This window comes from Pseudomonas sp. VI4.1, from assembly GCF_002029345.1.
GTDB lineage: Bacteria > Pseudomonadota > Gammaproteobacteria > Pseudomonadales > Pseudomonadaceae > Aquipseudomonas.
In genome coordinates, this window is record NZ_MULM01000121.1 from 17,438 (window position 1) to 36,215 (window position 18,778).

The window sequence follows — 18,778 nt, forward strand, 5'->3', positions numbered from 1 at the left end:
CCAAGCTTCTATTCAAGGGATGTTGAGCCTTCACACAAACGCACTCGTTTTCCGCTTCCGCTCATAAACTCCAGGTGCAATCCCTTACGGCCAACAATCAAAGCCAACAGTGGACGACCATCGATCCGCGACGCCGCCAAGGCTCGCCATTCTCTGAGATCGATGGATGATGGCGAAGGATAATCTTCAGGATGCGTGTGCCATTCCCCTATGTAGCGAATAATTCCATCGCTTTCTTGCCAACGTCTCATAGCTATTGCGTGATGATGAAAATCATCTCGCTCGAAAGAAAATCGAGAACGGCGATCTCTAGGCGATGGAGTTGTAGCCTCGATGATCTGAAGATGGGGGCCCCTGACACACCCCAGCAAAATCCCACCGGCTTCAAGATCTCGAACACCCTGAACGAATTCATGGAAGGTCTCCAAAACCTCCGGCTCAAGATGTACAAAGCTCAGAGAACCCTGAGTGGCCCAGCTACCTACGAAGCGCATGCTGGGCATCCAACACGAGCTGGAACGACACAATCAGCAGTCGCCGCAGTGAAATCACGCCTCAATACTCGGGTCGACAAACTTGGCGCTTCACTTTTCGCCGCCCAATCAAGCACTGCTTCAGCTCCCAAGCTTGCAGCCTGGATCGATACTGTCGCGGGGAACGGGACATAGAGCGCTTCACATCCCTGACCCGCTAACACCTGCTCAACTTCCTCATTCACTGCGAGGTAGGCTTTAGATTTATTGTAATCACACAAGCAGCGGTAGCAGGCGTCCTCAGAGCGCGCCTTCAAAAGCGATCGCACCGCTACGCCCGCGCCCTCTATCCAAACACTCAGAATAGGTATTTCACGGTGGTACCGACGAGTGAGCCAGTAACCTAGGCTTTCCTCTCCTGTAGCGTCGATGAGCAAATCCAGATCGCCGAGATCGGCTTCGCGCACGTCGACTGGAAGCGGCCTGATATCAGCTGTCGGCATCGAGCGTTTTAGCTCATACGAAAGGGCTACGGCTTTGTTTACAAATAACTGATTAAACCCAAGTCGGTGCCGCCCTAGGTTCTCAGGTTGCAAGGCATCTGGGTCTACAATTGAAAGGTGCCCACCGCCGGTGCCGGCACCAGCTTTCATTAGCATCTCAGCGAGATACCCACCGATTGTTCCGCACCCTACCTGCCCAATTTTAAGTCCAGCCAGTGTCGGATGGTTTGGGATGTTGCGCTGAGCGATGAATCTGTCGTCCAGCCTGGTGACAAAAACAGGAGTAACTCGCAGCCGATACAGATGCTCCTTCCCATGCCGTCCCATCTTAAGTTTCCATTCGCGGGACTCAGGGGGGATGTCCACGACAATCCCATAGGGCATCAATGGAGATTCGACAATGATGAGCGTTTCCCGAGCGCAAGATCGAAAAGCAAGCGCTATCCGCTTTTCGATCTTGCGGCGGCATGCCGTGTCGAGCAACGATTGCCACGCCAACACGTCGCCAACAGTTGCTGGCGGCCATACACCCTGCCGAGGTCGCGGCTTAGCCTTAGTAATGATCTTGTAGATAAGGAATTTGCTATTGGAGGAAGACATACCTAAAGCAGCTGCTTTTTTTGAGGTGCGTTGCTCGTCATCCGTCACGACGAACATCTCCCGAGCGTTGAAAGTCAGCGCGGTCAGCTGTTGAGACTGTTTACTTTCCACATCAATGTAGCAGTGCTTTACCCCCCAATAGGCGTGAAACTCCTCCTCCAAGTCTTCGGGCATCTCACCGCGCAGAATGCAGTCGAGTACGTGCTCGGCACGGTGGACAGCCATGATGGTTTGCCCAACAGGGTCAAAGATGTCGTATACCAAGGTGCCTGCAGCGTAATAGCAAAGACTGCCGTTTGCGCTGATGTGAGGGGCAACAGGTCTCAAGCTTGGCGGAATATCCAGAAGCTTCACATGGGGGAAGTGAAAAGACAGCCTGTCGACCAAAAGCTCGCACTCAAACCGCCCTAAAGACGTCTGAAGTGGCCCTGTCATCTTCACCCAACCTGGCTCATCCTGGGGCTCAACATAGCTGAACCCCAGCGGAAGCAATGACCGAATAATCTGGGGAACGAAGTCCATCTCAGACATTAACCGGCCTTCGTGCGCTTCACGGGTTCTACCGGGCCAGCCTCAGCTGGTACTGAAGCCACTGCCGCTGCAATTGATATCGTGCCGACTAAGTCAGGCCGGTTAGGGAAGCGATCCCCCAGCATCTGACCAAGCCACGTACATGCTTGGGTAGCATCGTTAGCGTGAATTGCACCATCAAGGTAAGCATCAAACTTTTCAAATTTCTGGGCTGCGTCTTCAAGGGCTTCAGGAGTTAACGCGTCTGTCAGGTAGCTGTTCGAATCCGTAGGATTCACCACGCCTGAACGCAACGCAGCAGGCAACCCCTTTAGTACCTGTAAAAGCGCGAGGTCATCCCGGCGAAGATTCGCCTCGAAAAGTGGTACCGCTGCCGCCATTAACAGAATTGAGCTTGGCCCTCCTTTTGGCCACTGACTGTCCCGAAATGCCTTCAGGTAGCGAACGATTCGACGTAACTGTTCGCCCATTTTCTCGACCTGCCCCACAAACCAATCTTTCATGGCCCGTGGATCAGACTTCATCCAGTTTTCCTCTCGATGAGCCAGCAAAACCTTGTCGGACGGGAGCGAGTCCCAGTGATCTGGTGCTGAATCCATCACGGCCACATTGCCAAGAAGGCGCCGGGCCTCAAATTTCTCAGTGATCAGTAAAAACTGCTTATCGGGGATGGCATACAAAGGGACATCAATGTGCGCTAATTCTGAAATTTCGATACGAATGCAGGTGGGCTTGGTGGTTACCAGCGTCCAACCGTTTTTCTCGACTAAAGACTTCAAGGCGCCCTCAGCCGCCTCAAAAAAGAATGAGCTAGCAATGCTGGGACGCTCTTCCTCCTGCACAAGACTCATAGGAAGGTAAACCCCATCATCCACGTCGGACTGTTGTGGCGGAGTATGGCAAGGGCGATTGAGGGTCTTGTACGCCCAGGATCCCTGAATAAAGAACCTAGGTATAACCGTCTTCCCTTCATAGCCATTCTCGCGCATTACGCGTGGAATACCCGTGCGCAGCGCCTCGCGAACATCGTTTTTGGCTTTGGAAATACCGTCCTTTTCCCCTGGCGTGAGATCCAACTCATTCAGGAAACAGGTTTGCTCTTTAGTGGTATAGAAAAGCGCGCTCAAATCCAGCATGTAGCCTCCTGCCGCTCCCCCCAGGGAGACATTGCGTAATATGAAACAATGCAGTCACACGCAAGAGTCGTAACAGCTCAACTGGCGCTGAACGCTCACATTTTCATATCTCCTAAAGTTGGCAGAGGAGATCTGATGTGAACAGGTAAAGCGAAGGCACAAGCCACAACCCGACGATGGCCTGATGATCCCACATCACAACATGTAGATCAAGATCAACCAGCAAACCACTACATGTAGTGATTTATTGAGCTTTCGCCTAACGCTTTTCGGTTGCTCTGCTATACTCCAGTCCCTCAGATATTGTGCCCGGGAGTTGCTCTACCCCTTGGCCACGACACCACAAGCTCCCCTCTCTACCTAAATCACGGAGCTAAACAACAGGAGAATCTGGGGTTTTTCGAAAGGTAATTGTACCTGCGGTATTCATGCCCTCGACCCATTTCCTATCCGTCCAGTAGGTGCCTTCCATCCATACTTCTTTTCCATCCGTACCGTCCGTGATGATCTGGACGCGCGCAGCACCATTATGAGTGGCGCTGTCCGTGGGCTCGGGAACAGGAGTTTTATTTTCATAGATGTAGTTCAGCTGAACGCTGGAGTCTTGGTCGTCCCGCGATACGCTGACGAACACCGTTTTGGATGTGGAGTAGCGGCTGTCGCTTGCCAAGTTCATGCGAACGAAGAAAAGACGGGAAATGATCTGGATCTTCGCCTGCACCCGCTGACTGGGAGCGTCATCATCTTGCCCCTTCAGTTGCTGAATTTTTCCCCAATTCGAATCCAACTGCGCCTCCCACCATCCATCAATCGGGGGGAAGTAACTGCGGATAAGAGGCCATCGACAAAGCTTTGGGAAAAGTGGGGTCTGACCAAGAATGATGACAACGCCGATGCCTAGGGCGATGGATGACGACATCACCCTCCAAGCGTCGCCAACGCTATCCGCCCAGCCCGTATTGAAAAAAATGACTCTGACCAAAAATATGCCGAAGCAAAAAATCCCAAACCCATACAACATTTTCTGTAAACCAAAGACTTGATACATCAACCCCTCCCCATGACTGTGTGGGCACCTACGACAACGCAATTATGAGGCGCTGCGAGTACGATCAGATACCTTTAGCTACGGTATGTTCCTTGGTGGAACTGTCGTCAAGCTGTTGCTCAGTCATAAATCATTCAGCTTAGTAGCAGGAAGCTGAACATCTATGGAGCCTTCACTACTCACAAGCCTAGCTCCCAGCCTAGAAAATCTTTTCGCATTGCTTCGTTTGCAAAACCGTCCTGCAGAAGCGGCACCTGTAACCAATTCTCCTGGATTCGTTCGTTGCAGTGGCAGTGAAGCCACCTACCAAGAGAGGGGGCATGCACTGCGGATACACCTAGCCTGCGCAGTGGGGCAAGCTCAATGCATGCGCATGTCTTAGCCTGAAGACCCACTCTTGGGTGCTGAACCGTACGGATTGAGAACATGAACGACTACAACAAAAATATAAAGCAGCAACCCGATGCGCCTGCTATTCAGAATGAAGACTTGATGAAGCTCCTCAAATCCATTGTCGGCAAAGCGCATGTTTTGCACGATGCCGAGCAAATCCGACGCTTTCGGACTGGCTTTCGATTCGGCGGAGGAGCAGCCCTTGCAGTAGTAAAGCCCGGTTCGCTAATCGAGCAGTGGCGAGTCGTGAAAGCATGTGTTGAATCTAACAAAATAGTCATCATGCAGGCCGCCAATACGGGCCTCACCGGTGGTTCTGCTCCAAGCGGCGACGATTACGACAGAGAGGTTGTGATCATCAACACGCTTCGAATCAAAACCATCCAAGTAATCAACGATGGCCATCAAGTTATTTGCCTGCCAGGCTCGACGCTGGATCAGCTCGAAAAGCTTCTCAAACCATTGGGCAGAGAGCCGCACTCAGTGATTGGCTCCTCCTGCATCGGTGCCTCGGTCTTAGGTGGGGTTTGCAATAACTCTGGAGGGTCACTGGTTAAGCGGGGGCCGGCGTATACAGAAATGGCAATTTTTGCCAGGCTGGAAGAAGACGGTGTTTTGTCGCTCGTGAATCATCTAGGCGTAAGCCTCGGCTCTGACCCCGAAGAAATCTTAGGTCGTCTTGAGCGAGGAGAATACCGAAGTACCGACGTGTTCGATTCGGGCAGACGTGCATCAGATGATCGATACGCCACACATGTCAGGGAAGTGGAGGCTGACACCGCTGCCCGATTCAATGCAGACCCTTCACGCCTCCATGAGGCCTCTGGTAGCGCTGGGCGCTTGTCGGTGTTTGCAGTTCGTCTTGATACCTTTCCAGCAGAGGTGGGGGCTAAGGTTTTCTACATCGGCACCAACAGCACGCAGACCTTGGCGAAGCTAAGAAAATCGATCCTCACAGATTTCACTGAGCTTCCAATTGCTGGCGAATACATTCACCGCGACGCCTACGATATCGCTGAGAAATATGGCAAAGACATGTTTCTAACGATCAACCATCTCGGCACCCACCGGGTACCCGCTTTCTTCGCGTTAAAAAACTCCATAGATGATTTCTGCCGCCGTGTTCCGATATTGCCGTCGAATCTTGCAGATCGCGTGCTACAGGGGCTTAGTACGCTTTTTCCAAGCCATCTGCCTAAGCGAATGGGAGAATATCGGCAGCAATATGAGCACCACTTGCTGCTGAAGGTCTCCGGCGCCCAAGAAGCTGAGACCAGCGCATTCCTAAAGCAGTTTTTCGCTTTAGAAAAAGCTGGGGGGTACTTCGAATGTACAAGTGAAGAGGGTCGTAAGGCTTTCCTGCATCGCTTTGCTGCAGCAGGAGCAGCTGTGAGATACCGAGCGGTGCACCCCGCTGAGGTTGAAGACATTGTCGCGCTGGACATTGCGTTGCGCCGCAACGACCATGAGTGGTTCGAGATACTCCCCCAAGAGGCGGAGGATAAGATCATCAAAAAACTCTACTACGGTCATTTCCTTTGCCATGTTTTCCATCAGGACTACATCGTGCGTAAGGGTACGGACTGTGTGGCTTTGGAGCATGACATGCTCGCCCTGCTCGACGTTCGTGGTGCCCAATACCCAGCTGAGCATAATGTCGGGCATCTCTATAAAGCCCCGCCGCCACTCCAGAAGTTTTACCGGGAACTAGATCCTTGCAACCAATTCAATCCAGGGATAGGAATGACATCGAAGTGTGGCCACTGGAAGTGACACGGTAAAACAAGGATTTATAGCCAAACTGCAGAAGTGATTGATCCTGCCGAAGCGGGATCAATCACTAGCGTAAGACCTAGAACACTTGCAGTAGTCTAAAATTCAGTCTGGCCCCTTCTTTGAAACCATCGTCGATTGAGAAATCCTCTCCATACGTCAACATCAACTGAGTCTTGGGCGTGATGAAGTAGGATCCCCCGACCATAAATTTCTTCTGGTTTGGTTGATCGTTTTGCTTGACGCCGTCTAGCTCCGTTTCCCCGCCCCATAAACGGGACAATCCCGCATATACCTGAAGCTTGTCGGTGGCCTTGTACCGCAGATACGTTTGGGCCTGGAATTGAGGATCCTGTTTCAGGGTCAAGCTGGCATCAGTGTAGTCATCGTTTTTGCCAAACAGCGTCACATCGCCTGTCAGATCTAACGTCCACCTGTCGGTGATTCCATGGATGTAACCGCCCTGAAACACATATTTCCAGCGATTCTCGCCTAAGTTCAGGCTTTCGTTGTGATCGTACTGCCCAACTGGCACATAGAGGTACTGCGTTATTGCGAAGTATCGATTCTTTACAGGGTCTTTATGGAAGAAAATCGCATTCGCCAATATCGGATCGCCTACCCCGCTATTGCTACCCAAACTTGATGCGTTGCCTTGTCCTTTTAGCTGACCAAAAGGTAGCAGCAGCTGTAGGTTAATTAGGGTGTCACCCCATTGCTGATAGGTCACACCTCTAAGTATGCCGATATCAGAATCAAGCCCAGACTTGCTTGTGACGTTTGTACCACCGGAATAGACGGAGTTACGCTCCGCATGTTGTAGGTATAACAGCCCAAGGTTAGTTCCTGGATCAAGTGCGGTGTAATCTCCAGGATCTACATCCAGAGCGTACGCACTATTGGTGGTAAGCATATAACTCATAAAAACAACAGGCACAAATTTTTTATCCACAATCGCGCGCAAGCGCGCTATTTGCATGCTAGGCATATTAGATTCTCTTATTATTAAATTTATAAATCGTGAGGTGTGTATAGTTTTATTCAGCTATACATCAGCCCCCAAGCATTACCTTGGAGGCTTGACGCAGAGGTTTAATCAACGCGCAGTGAATGCGCCGTCGACAGTTAGGTTCGAACCGGTGATCCAGGCCGAGTCGTCTGAAGCGAGGAATGTCACCGCTTTAGCGACGTCCTCTGGTGTGCCCAAGCGTGGCCAAGGGGTCAGAGACTCCAAGGCATCTTTGGTGTCCTTGTCTTCTAGGAAAGAACGAACCATTGCGGTCGCGAGGAAACCAGGACATACAGCATTGACGTTGATCAGCTGCGGAGCAAAGTCGATGGCCAATTGGCGTGTGAGGTTTACCACCGCACCTTTGGAGGCGCAGTAAGCAGGTTCCAACGCCAAGCCCACCAACCCACCAATAGATGCGATATTAATGATGCGACCGCGACCGCCACCCTCCACCGGTTCTTGGGTGACCATTTGCTTGATGGCATATTTGCTACCCAGCCAAACGCCCTTAGCATTCACGTTCATAGTGAAGTCGTACTGATCCTCAGTCTCGTCGAGGATGTTATGTAGGCCTGTGAATACGCCCGCGTTGTTCACCATGATATCGAGTCGGCCATAGGCGCTCACGCAGTTTGCCACTAAGCGCTCTACGTCTTGAGTTTTCGACGCATCGGCTTGGAAGTATTCGGCCTTACCACCGGACTTGCGAATAGCTTCATGAGTTGGCGTATCGATATCGACTTCGTAACCCCCTGCAAGGGCAGTAGGCTTGAGATCTGAACACAGAATGGACGCACCTTGCGCCGCGAGCGCTAATGCGATTGCACGACCGTTGCCGGAGCTCGCGCCTGTTACAATAGCGACACGACCTTGGAGTTTGTTGGTCATGATAATAATTCCTGTTTTTTTATTGTTGTGGATCAGGATTTTTTAAACGGAGTAACGGCAAAGCGTTTCCCCGCCGTCTAGGCGAACGAGAACGCCATGCATGTAACTGGATTCTTCGGAGGCCAAGAACACTGCAAGATTTGTCACATCTGAGACTTCGCCCCAGCGTTTAAGCGGGATACTCTCGATAAAAAACTCGTCAAAGTTTTTATCATCGAATAACTCCCTTGTGAGGGCAGTTTTAGCATAGGTCGGACAAATCCCATTAACCCTGATGCCTTCATGACCGTACTCAATGGCGAAGCATCGAGTCAGGTTTGCCTGGGCACCTTTGGAGATGTTGTAGACCGATTGCTTCGGGTGGCCCTGAAGACCGGCAGTAGAAACCAGGTTGATGATGTTGCCGCCACCTCCTTGCTGAAGGAACCTTTTAACGGCCTCCTGGCAGCCGTACCAGGTGCCTTTGACGTTGACCTGCCAGCACGCTTCGAGGTCGTCGTCGCCAAACTCATGGGCGAGTTTTCCACCGCGATAAATGCCGGCGTTATTGACCATGATGTCCAGCTTGCCGTAATGGTCAACGGTCTGGCTTATGAGGCTCTTCACGTCATCATGACTGGTAACGTCACACTTGACGAAATGCGCGTCACCACCAGCCTCACGGATCTCGGCCACGGTCGTCAATTCGGCATGCTCTTCAAAGCCTCCTTGCAGTGGTGCTTCACGCAAATCAGCAACAATCACTCGCACGCCTTCTTTTGCGAACGCGGTTGCAATACCACGACCAAAACCGGATGCCGCACCGGTGACGATGGCGACCTTACCACTCAAATTCTTGCCCATGACGACCTCTCAAATTTTTGGATTTGTTATCGAAGTATCCAAATGCGGTGGTGCAGTTGGACTACTGGAAAGATGTGAACGTCTGGACTGCAATCCGCGCATTACGGACGACCATCGTGTCTGTCGCCATCGGTACGAACGGAGTCGCGCTCCAAGTGAGATAAGCAACGTCGTCCGTCACAAACTGACCTGTGACTTGAAACGCCGACCAAAATTCCGGCGTAGCAGTCGCCAGGAACCCGTCGAAAAAAGCGCGGATTTCTTCAAGCCCAGAGTGGTTACCGGTTGGGGTGATGATGATGGAGCTGTCGGCATAGTCCTTCATCAGCTCATCGATACCTTTGGCGAAGGCACCGAGATGATGTTGGAAAACTTGCTCAGTGATCGAAAGTGATTTGCTTACGGCGGCAGAGTTACTCATAGGTGCACCCAGAATTTGGAGACTCGATGAAAGGGCCCGCCTCAGTCGGACTTGGGCGGGCTCTGCTTTGATCAATAAGTTGGACTCAAGCTGAAAGCTTGAGCTTTTGCTCGTTGAGAAAGGCATCCCAAGCGCCTTGCGCTTCATACCATCCGATATTGACTGCAACCGAGCCGTCCCCATTCGTGAATGCGAGCGGCCCCAAAAATGTCATGTAGAACGCGCTTGGGATCGGAAACTCGGTCTTGCCATGGAAAGCCCCTGAAGCCTCATAGCCATATCCTGGAGCGATAGCAGTGTCACCGCCGTGGTCTCGGCCACCACGAACATCCATACGGCCTTTGTAGAGGAAATACTCTCCAGGGCCAGTATGGAAATGGGCATTGAAGGAGGAGCCTTCTGGACATTCGAATACTGCTGTCCAAGACCCCATATCAGGGGAAACGTGGAGTAAGCGCCAGGTGATGCCACCTGTGGACAGGGCCTCTGGGAACGGAGCCCAGGCCGCGTCATCCATCTGCACGTATTCTTCTTCAGATTTCTGTTTCATGAGCACTAACCTCTAATTGTTTTTATGTTGGCTGCACACCCAATGATTACGATGGATATTGGGTATCAGCCTTCAGGCGTCGGACTGACGACTCAAACAATAGAGATGGGGCGGTTGAGGCGCTTGCTCCTAAGCGCAATGCGTAAGCACTCGCAGTGCACGATAGTCGTCGGAATGCACGCTCCATTTGTGGTTGGGCATAGGCTGATGTATTGGCTCAAAATTTCTCATGGTTTAGGGAGCAGCAATGAGGCACATCAGGAGATGCGCCTTGGTCAGCTAACCGACAAGGAGATTGATTCAAGCGATGTTAGCGGGGGGAGATGATGATCGACTCATGGCGGAACTCATGGGGAGTGACCCCAAATTCCGTCTTAAATCGTCGACTGAAATGTGTGGGATGCTGAAAACCCCAGGAGAGCGCAATGTCTGTAATGGTTCGCTGCGCCATATTGGGATTGGACAGCTCGCGCTGACACCTCAATAAGCGCTGGTGGATAACATATTGGAGCGCGGTCTGCCCCTCAGCCTCAAACAATGAGTGCAGATGTCGCAAGGATATGCGGTGCGCCGCTGCGATGTAGCCTGGCGACAGCTCTGGGCTACTCAACTGTTCATCAATGAATCGTTTGATCCGGCCAAGCATTTGCTGTTTTTGGCATTCAACAGGGCCACGAATCGATCCGAGCGAGCTCACCAACGTCCCGATCATTGCCTCAGTCAGCGCTTCGCTGTTATCGAGATGTCCTGAGAAAAACTCAGGCTCCATAGCTTGAATTAGCGACTTCAGCATCGTAGCCGTGGTCGATCCGCGAGCGTATTTGTTCTCTATTGAATGCCACGAACCCGGAAGCCAGCTTCGAAGCCTAGAAAGCGGCATCAGAACGGAGATTTTCTGAAGCTTTTCAGTGACCTCGAATGACATGGGCCGTGTTGTATTCCAAACCAACAGATCACCAGGGCCCAGCGCGTAGCTACTGGAGTCAATGGTGAATCGCTCTTGCCCGGAGAGGACAAGCTGCAGTGCCAATGTCTCTTGGTCGTCGGCGGCAATTTCTCGACCGTGTCTCGTTGCCCCACAGGGATCGCAGACGCATCGAACAACTTCAAAGTTGCCGAGGGTTCGGTGTGCAACCTTGGCGGAGAAAGAAGCAGACGTGGCTATGTCTGGCTTCCAAAGGCCGAAAACCGTTTTGAGCTTCTCATTCCACTCATCGTAAGGAATGTCGTCGCGATCTGATGTGGCATCAGGCACGTCAGGGAGTTGCGTCATATTCGACTCCTCTTTTTTTCTTGTTAGGAGACCGTCATACCTTAAGCTGTACCAGTTGCTGCCACAACGTAGCAGCGCACATAAAAACCGTATTTTTTATAACTACCAGTTATCTCTTAGTCTTCTGAGCCCCGTGAATATTTCATGAGGCTCACATGAAAGTTCTGGATACGTGGCGCACACCTTATGTCGAATTTCTGGCTGCTCAAGGCGAAGGAACGGGTTGTATTGCCTCTCTTCACCCAGATTCATGATTGGCATGTTGCTCCCTGACAGCGTGAGTACCTTTTCCCTCAACATCGCCGCGTGCTGGTTTTTTTCATCGCAACTGAGGGCAAAATTCAGGTTGTTTAACAGATAGTCATGGCCCGGATAGAGCAAAGTGCTATCTGGAAGGCTTGAAATCACTTTGGAAAATGTTGCGTATAGGTCGTGCACATTCCCCCCGTTGCGGCAGTTCCCGGCAGATGCGTTGAACAGGGTATCCCCCGAGAAAAAGCAGGAGCTATCAGCGGGCGATTTAGGGATCGATACAAAGCAAACATGCGCCGAGGTATGCCCGGGGGTAAAAAGCACCTTCAGCCTAATGTCACCCAGTTCAATGAATTCATTCTCGACCAATCCCTTGGCCACGTGCGGAATGACAGAGCACAGATTCCGATGGGCCCAGACCTCCGCCCCGGTGACCTGGCGCACAAAAGGATTGCCGTCGATATGATCATGATGTTCATGAGTGTTCAAAATTACGCGGATCGTCCAACCGTGTTGGTCGGCCAAGGATAGGACTGCTTGATGGTCGAGAGGATCAATCACTATTGCTTGATGGGTTCGGTCGCACCCAAGGAGATAGTTGAAGTTTCTTAGCTCGTTTTCAACGTAGTGCCTAACAACTTTCATATCATCACCGTGCACCATCCAGACTGACGCGGCCTGCGCGACGCACAGACCGCAAACGCTTATCCCGAGACGATCATTTCCGCCAGCGAACGAGCGGCCAGAATCTCAATCCAGTAACCGTCCGGATCCTTGATAAACGCCAATCCTTTCATCTTGCCGTCATCGGGGCGCTTCACGAATTCGACACCCAGCTCTTCAAAGCGTGCGCATGCGCGATACACATCAGGTACTGTAATCCCGATGTGTCCAAAGCCTCGTGGGTCTGCATTTCCATTGTGATAACCCGAAAAATTGGCGTCCGACTCCGTGCCCCAGTTATGAGTCAGCTCCAGAGTGGCTTTTTGCATAAAAACAAACTCAGCCTTACCCAGCGGATCAGTAGGAATTTCGCCAGGATCTTGGTAAGCCAGAAAATAGAGCGAGAAGCTCATCTCGGGGAAATCAAACTTGTTCAGGAGCGTCATGCCCAGAACATCGCGATAGAATGCCAAGGACTTCTCAGGGTCACGGATCCGCATCATTGTCTGGTTGAAGATGAAATCTTTTGTATCGCTCATTAGGGCATTCCTAAATTTTGTTTTAGACGCAGTCAGTCATTTCAGATAATCACTCAGTTTTTTTAGGGCGACCCCACTGGGAGCGCACGGCATCTTGCCTCCCAGTGCTTGGGAGCCCCCAAGTGAAAACGGATGGCAGCAGCCTTAACGTGCGCCGTTATGCTTCGATCCCCTGCTCTGATTAGACCGACTTGGCGGCATTTAGGGTCGGTATAGGTGAGCAAATGGTATCTGCATGGAGCACTAGGAGATGTTGCAGGTCACTTTGAGCATGCACATTGGCGTTCCTAGGCAAGCAAGGGGTGCCCGGACGCGTACGGCGATTAGGCAAATCACCGAGATATTGAGCCATCAATGACTGCGCCACTCCAGGTGGAGAGGCGCAGCCGACACCGCTGATTTTGTCCGTCAAATAGAGATATATGCGGCTCTTGCCGCAGGATGATCGGTGTGCATCTACGGCTCAGTTCCTACACGTACTGCTCTTGCAGGTAGAGCAACGAGGATTGCCAACCCGCCAGCAAGCATCAGCAATGCGATGGCGAAAATCCCGTTATCGAGACTGCCTGTTAGATCCTTGATAAAACCAAGCAATGCCGGGCTGACGAATCCACCGATTACACCAATCGAGCTGACCAAGCCTATGCCTACTGCTGCTGTAGCTTTGTTCAAGTACGTCGAGGGAATGGCCCAGTAGGCGATACCTGCACCGAACTGGAAGAAGCCCACGAAACTGAGCACAAGCAACGTTGCCATCAACGAGTTGTTCAGGAATGGAGTGGTGGCCAGACCGATTGCTCCGAGAATAAGAGAGCCCCCTACGTGCCATCGACGCTCTTTGCGCTTGTCAGAACTCGCCGAAACAAACAGCACCCCGAGTGCGGCAAACACATAGGGAATTGCGGAATACATGCCAATATGTGAGACGTTCGTGACGCCCAGCCCTTTGATGATCGTGGGCAACCAAAAGGTGAACGTGTAGTTGGCACAGGCGGTGGTGAAGTAAATGAAAGCGAGCAACCAAACCCGAGAGTCGCTCAAGGCCAGCCGCATTTTGGATAGCGCCCCGACATGTCCGTTACCCACGGTGGAATCCGCATCCCTTTCCATTGCGGTGATTACGACTTGCTTTTCGCTAGCCGAAAGCCACTTCGCTTCGGAGGGTCGGTTTGCGAGAAGGACGTAACAGAGGCACCCGAGCAAGACAGTCGGCAACCCCTCGATCAAGAACATCCACTGCCAGCCATGCAAACCGCTGACGCCATCCATCGAAGACATGATCCAACCCGATAACGGCCCACCTATGATGCCAGCAACTGGGATTGCAAACATGAACTGGCCTGTAACCTTTCCACGCCGAGAACTGGGAAACCAGTAGGTGAGGTAGAGAATGATGCCAGGGAAGAAACCGGCTTCGCAGATGCCTAGTAGCAATCGCACGAAATAGAATTGCTCTGGGGTTTGCACCAGCATGGTCGAGGCAGATACAAGCCCCCAGAGAACCATAATGCGCAGCAGTGTAATCCGTACGCCGACGCGCTCAAGCCAGAGATTACTAGGCACCTCAAACAGCAGATAGCTGATGAAAAAAATGCCGGCGCCCAATCCATATACGGCTTCTGAAAATCCCAGATCAGCACTCATCTGTAGCTTGGCGTAGCCGACATTAATGCGATCCAAAAAAGCGAGCAGGTAGGCTAAGAAAAGCAACGGAACCAGCCGCAAGGTGATCTTTCGATAGACAGCATTTTCCGCTATTGAGCCGCTGGCGGTGCTACTTGCATCAGCATCGTTTCCGCTGACCGTCTGGATGTTGGTCATGGTGAACCCTCGCACTGGTATTATTATTGTTGTTTTTCCACGAAGCGGTTGCAGCGACCACTCGATAAGTGGTCATCGACCTGCATACATGGATGTTAGGGGTGGCTTTCGCCGGACTGGACTTCAGAAACCCACGTTATGTGCGCCTTTCAATCCCAAAATCTGTCGGGCTTCGTCAGGCGTGGCAATTTCATAAGAAAGCTCTTCGAGAATTCGGCGAATCTTTCGAACTTGGTCGGCGTTGCTCTTGGCTATTACGCCTTTCTCTAGGTAGATGCTGTCTTCAAGGCCCACGCGTACATGGCCACCCATAATCGCGCCGACGGTTAGCAAAGGCATCTGGTGGCGACCAGCACCCAAAATGGAAAATTCATAGCTGCTGCGCCCGAACAGTCGGTCAGCCACGCCACGCATCATCGCGAGATTTTCTGGATCTGGCCCGAGACCTCCCAGCACCCCATAAATCGACTGGATGAAAAATGGAGGCTTGATCAGCCCTTCATCCACGAAATATGCAAGGTTGTATAGGTGCCCCACGTCATAGCACTCAAGCTCGAACCGAGTGCCTGACTCACCCAACTCTTGCATGATGTTTTTGATGTCTTTGAAGGTATTCCGAAAGATAAGATCTTCCATTCCTTCCACGTATGGTTTTTCCCATTCGTGTTTCCAGTTCTGCATTTTCTTAGCGATTGGATGAATCGAAAAGTTCATCGACCCCATGTTCAGCGAGCACATCTCTGGCTTTGCCCGCAGTGGATATGCGAGTCGCTCTGCAAGAGTCATACGCGTACTGCCACCGGTAGTGATGTTAATCACCGCGCCAGTCTGACGAGCGATTTCGGGGACGAACTGATCGAAAAGAGCAGGATCTGGCGAGGGGCGCCCATCAATGGGGTCGCGCGCATGCAAGTGCACAATGGAGGCACCGGCTTCGACGGCCTCAATCGACTGCTGTGCAATCTGCTCGGGTGTAATCGGCAGGTACTCAGACATTGTTGGAGTATGCATTGCCCCGGTAACGGCGCAGGTGATGATGACTTTACGATTTTTATTGTTCATGTTTTTTGCTCAGCAGGGGCTATCAACTAGCCGGGTGTTTAACGGAGTCGATCAGGCGAAGCGCGAGTTGTTTGCGTACTTCATCAGCCTGCTCTTGTGTCCAGGCCCGGAGTCCCTGCCCCGAGCGCATACCCTCGTGACCATGCTCAAGCAGTTGGTCTAAGAGACGGTTTGGCTGGGTGTCGTTGCAAAGGTCAGGGAAGATGACCTGGTGCACTTGCTTGGCGAGCGTCAGCCCCACAAGATCTGCGTTCTCCATGGGCCCGAGGAAAGGCAGTCGCATGCCAAAGCTCTGCTTGACGACCGTATCAACTGTTTCTGCATCGCATACGCCTTGGGCGACTAAGGAAATAGCCTCTCGCCACATCGCATGCTGGAGACGATTACCAATGAAACCTGGAACGTCTCGATAAACCTTCACAGGAGATTTGCCGAGGCTCAGAAGCAGTTGGAATGTAGACTCGAACACGGCCTCGCTGGTGTATTCGGTACGTACAACCTCAACCAGCGGAACCAGATGCGGGGGGTTCCACCAGTGCGTGCCAACAAGGCGGGCGCGAGCATCATCGCTCAGAAGTTCGCCAATCGAGGTGATGGGGATCACCGAGGTATTGCTCGCCAAAATTGCATGTTCAGGAGCGTATTCAGCTATCTCGGCAAACAGCTTCTGCTTCAACTCCAAACGCTCAGGAATCGCCTCAATGACGATGTCCGCATCCGCAGCAGCGCTTTTTAGATCCTGCGTCAGGAATATGTTAGCGAGTACAGCGCCAGGGGAAATCCCCATCTGCTCAAGGTTGTGAGCGACACGTTGGGGAGCAACCTCAAGGATGGCAGCGTCTGGGTCGCAAATGGTGACTTTGTGCCCGGCTTGAGCAAAAACCTGTGCGATGCCATGACCCATGAGGCCCGCGCCGATGACGCAAGCATGGAGTTTTTCTTTCATGGTGACTCCGTTTTTTTATATTGCCCAGGGGCTTTTTGTTGGAGTCATACTACGAGCGTGTCGATAGTCTGATAAGGTTTCTAAGGGACATCTTCCAGTCCTATTCGGACATTAGTCATAGGCCTAACCATGCCGGCACCCGGTCAAATATTGCTGAACCAAAAGATCTTCGCCCCCTACAAGATAGCCACGCTTGTGGAGACGGTTGCCGAGCAAGGAATTACTGCTGAAGTGGTTCTTCGCAACACGCATCTAGATACCAGCAAAGTCCACGATCCAAATGCGCTGACCTCCGTCCATCAGTACATAGAGGCCTGCGAAAACGTCATCAAAGCGGCAGCAGACGCATCTACAGCCTTCCAGGTCGGCGCTCGCATGCATTTGTCGGCATATGGCATGTATGGGTATGCGCTGATGTGCAGCCTCACACTCCGAGACTTCTTTGATTTCGGCGTGAAGTACCACCCGCTTGCGACACCCACCCTACATATCAGTTGGCGAGAAGAAGCTGGGGCTGCGATTTGGGAGTTCTCTGACATCTACCTCAACCTGATGACTGAAGAGACCCGTGAGTTTCTGATTCAGCAACAAATGGCTCAACACGTTACCCACCTACATGACGCGGCAGGCCCAGACTGCCAACCCATTAAGGCTCTCTTTTCATACCCGGCCCCACGAAACAGAGCCTTGTATGAACGTTGGTTGGCGTGCGAATGCCTATTCGATCAGCCGGCCAATGAACTGCATTACCCTAGCGCCATCCTGGATCAGGCACCTCAATTGGCTAACCGCTTAACTCGCAGCTTGCTTCAGGAAACCTGTGACCGACTGATAGGCAAAGCCAAGACATCCTCCGGCGTTTCGGGTGAGGTGTACCAGTTGATGATGCTTACTCCGAACAAATTCCCATCCATGGAACAAGTGGCTGAACAGATGAGGTTTACCACCCGAACTCTGCGTCGCAAGCTGGAGGCCGAGGGAACAGACTACGGGGCGATCTTGGATGACGTCCGATGCAGCCTTGCAATTGAGTACCTGCAGACAACGAAGATGAGCACCGAGGACATCGCTGCCAAGCTAGGCTTCAGCGACGGTACAAATTTCAGACGCGCATTTAAGCGGTGGACAGGTAAGACTCCTCGCCAAATCCGAGAGGAAGGGTAAATACAACCGGCGAAAAATAGGTTCCCTTGTCCGAAAATGACCCGTTTGCATCCGCTTATGACCTCGCTCTGGTACCGGGTGATTCGTAAGATGAGGAAAGGCAGCTCACCTATTGTTAGCGTGCCTCGCATACGGCTCAACCAATAATAAGAGTGCCAGTTAATGCTTATTCCTGTTCGCCGGATAATCACCTGCAACAATCACGAAGGTCGCTCCTCCGTACTCTCGGACGGCCCAGCCACCAACATAATTGGTGGCTTGACCGAGCTGTGGACAACCGCTGAAGCCCCTCACGACCACGCTACCAACACTGACCTCGGAGCCTGCTCTAACTCCTTAGAGCCCCCTACATCTGGAACCGTATTTCGCTTCTTCCAAATTCCGCCAGAAGCCAATAGCGCTCACCTTTCTCCGGAAGAGAAGGCGAAAGCTTGGAGCGACTTATTCGCCAGCATGAACGCCGCGCATGTGCAGCCTGATACCCGACGGGATCCCGGTATGCATAAAAGCACCACGACGGATTACATAATCCTCCTGCAAGGTGCCATCACCCTCGTACTGGATGATGAGGAAGTGGACATGAAACCATTCGACGTTGTCATCCAACGAGGGACAAATCACTCGTGGGTGAATCGTGGTGAGATTGATGCCTTGCTGATGGCTGTGCTCGTTGACGCCAAGGGCACCTAACGAATTCAAAGAGCCTAGTAGTGCCACCTTTATGACTGCACTGCTCATTCGTTTGAAGCGCTGATTAATTGTAACCGGCCAGCAAACACACCTTCCTGACCCCACCGCCAAAGGCGATGGTGTCCACCTCAATTTAAGTGGACACCACTTCTAGCCTTTTAAGAGGGTCTTTCATGCAGCCACAACGCCGTTCCTAT

Annotated in this window: 18 protein-coding genes; 3 read left to right on the forward strand and 15 right to left on the reverse strand. The window is 52.0% G+C overall.

Going from position 1 to position 18,778, the window contains the following annotated elements; translation table 11 throughout:
- Positions 1-8 precede the first annotated feature (8 nt).
- The 4 genes from BZ163_RS07955 to BZ163_RS07970 all read right to left on the reverse strand — a co-directional run bounded on the left by BZ163_RS07955 (position 9) and on the right by BZ163_RS07970 (position 4,291).
- Positions 9-494: a Mov34/MPN/PAD-1 family protein gene (locus BZ163_RS07955; protein ID WP_128870477.1), complete on the reverse strand. Its 486-nt coding sequence runs from the start codon at positions 492-494 to the stop codon at positions 9-11.
- Entirely contained in the window at positions 482-2,107 is a 1,626-nt protein-coding gene (locus BZ163_RS07960) for a ThiF family adenylyltransferase (RefSeq protein ID WP_128870478.1), read from the reverse strand. Before BZ163_RS07960 ends, BZ163_RS07955 begins: the two co-directional genes overlap by 13 nt.
- On the reverse strand, positions 2,107-3,243 hold the full coding sequence (locus BZ163_RS07965) for a cyclic GMP-AMP synthase DncV-like nucleotidyltransferase (protein WP_128870479.1): 1,137 nt from the start codon (positions 3,241-3,243) through the stop codon (positions 2,107-2,109). Before BZ163_RS07965 ends, BZ163_RS07960 begins: the two co-directional genes overlap by 1 nt.
- A 373-nt stretch (positions 3,244-3,616) precedes the next feature.
- Entirely contained in the window at positions 3,617-4,291 is a 675-nt protein-coding gene (locus BZ163_RS07970; RefSeq protein ID WP_128870480.1) for a hypothetical protein, read from the reverse strand.
- 426 nt (positions 4,292-4,717) lie between these two features.
- Between BZ163_RS07970 and dld the strand changes: the two genes are divergently transcribed.
- Entirely contained in the window at positions 4,718-6,457 is a 1,740-nt protein-coding gene (gene dld / locus BZ163_RS07975) for a D-lactate dehydrogenase (protein ID WP_128870481.1), read from the forward strand.
- Between the two features lie 79 nt (positions 6,458-6,536).
- On the opposite strand, the gene BZ163_RS07980 is transcribed toward dld, so the two are convergent.
- The 11 genes from BZ163_RS07980 to BZ163_RS08030 form a co-directional block, all read right to left on the reverse strand.
- The gene (locus BZ163_RS07980; RefSeq protein WP_168187330.1) at positions 6,537-7,445 is read right to left on the reverse strand and encodes a transporter; all 909 of its coding nucleotides are present in this window, start codon (positions 7,443-7,445) and stop codon (positions 6,537-6,539) included.
- A 108-nt stretch (positions 7,446-7,553) separates the two neighbouring features.
- A complete protein-coding gene (locus BZ163_RS07985; protein WP_128870482.1) occupies positions 7,554-8,357 on the reverse strand; it encodes an SDR family NAD(P)-dependent oxidoreductase in 804 nt (267 codons plus the stop codon).
- 42 nt (positions 8,358-8,399) lie between these two features.
- On the reverse strand, positions 8,400-9,200 hold the full coding sequence (locus BZ163_RS07990; protein ID WP_128870483.1) for an SDR family NAD(P)-dependent oxidoreductase: 801 nt from the start codon (positions 9,198-9,200) through the stop codon (positions 8,400-8,402).
- A gap of 61 nt (positions 9,201-9,261) precedes the next feature.
- Positions 9,262-9,621: a nuclear transport factor 2 family protein gene (locus BZ163_RS07995; protein ID WP_128870484.1), complete on the reverse strand. Its 360-nt coding sequence runs from the start codon at positions 9,619-9,621 to the stop codon at positions 9,262-9,264.
- 85 nt (positions 9,622-9,706) lie between these two features.
- Entirely contained in the window at positions 9,707-10,171 is a 465-nt protein-coding gene (locus BZ163_RS08000; RefSeq protein ID WP_178110443.1) for a cupin domain-containing protein, read from the reverse strand.
- 310 nt (positions 10,172-10,481) lie between these two features.
- Positions 10,482-11,444 (reverse strand): helix-turn-helix domain-containing protein, encoded by a 963-nt coding sequence (locus BZ163_RS08005; RefSeq protein WP_128870486.1) that lies wholly within the window; start codon positions 11,442-11,444, stop codon positions 10,482-10,484.
- 102 nt (positions 11,445-11,546) lie between these two features.
- Positions 11,547-12,359 (reverse strand): hydroxyacylglutathione hydrolase, encoded by an 813-nt coding sequence (locus BZ163_RS08010; protein ID WP_371916795.1) that lies wholly within the window; start codon positions 12,357-12,359, stop codon positions 11,547-11,549.
- A 41-nt stretch (positions 12,360-12,400) separates the two neighbouring features.
- Positions 12,401-12,898: a lactoylglutathione lyase gene (gloA, locus tag BZ163_RS08015; RefSeq protein ID WP_128870488.1), complete on the reverse strand. Its 498-nt coding sequence runs from the start codon at positions 12,896-12,898 to the stop codon at positions 12,401-12,403.
- Between the two features lie 456 nt (positions 12,899-13,354).
- Positions 13,355-14,719, reverse strand: coding sequence for an MFS transporter (locus tag BZ163_RS08020; RefSeq protein ID WP_128870489.1), 1,365 nt, complete (start codon positions 14,717-14,719; stop codon positions 13,355-13,357).
- A gap of 123 nt (positions 14,720-14,842) precedes the next feature.
- Positions 14,843-15,781: a 3-keto-5-aminohexanoate cleavage protein gene (locus BZ163_RS08025; protein ID WP_128870490.1), complete on the reverse strand. Its 939-nt coding sequence runs from the start codon at positions 15,779-15,781 to the stop codon at positions 14,843-14,845.
- Positions 15,782-15,803: 22 nt separating this feature from the next.
- Positions 15,804-16,727, reverse strand: coding sequence for a 3-hydroxyacyl-CoA dehydrogenase family protein (locus tag BZ163_RS08030; RefSeq protein ID WP_128870491.1), 924 nt, complete (start codon positions 16,725-16,727; stop codon positions 15,804-15,806).
- Between the two features lie 129 nt (positions 16,728-16,856).
- On the opposite strand from BZ163_RS08030, the gene BZ163_RS08035 reads away from it, so the two are divergent.
- Positions 16,857-17,891 (forward strand): AraC family transcriptional regulator, encoded by a 1,035-nt coding sequence (locus BZ163_RS08035; RefSeq protein WP_128870492.1) that lies wholly within the window; start codon positions 16,857-16,859, stop codon positions 17,889-17,891.
- A gap of 162 nt (positions 17,892-18,053) precedes the next feature.
- Positions 18,054-18,581, forward strand: a complete 528-nt coding sequence (locus tag BZ163_RS08040; RefSeq protein ID WP_128870493.1) for a cupin domain-containing protein — start codon at positions 18,054-18,056, stop codon at positions 18,579-18,581.
- The last annotated feature ends 197 nt before the right edge of the window (positions 18,582-18,778 follow it).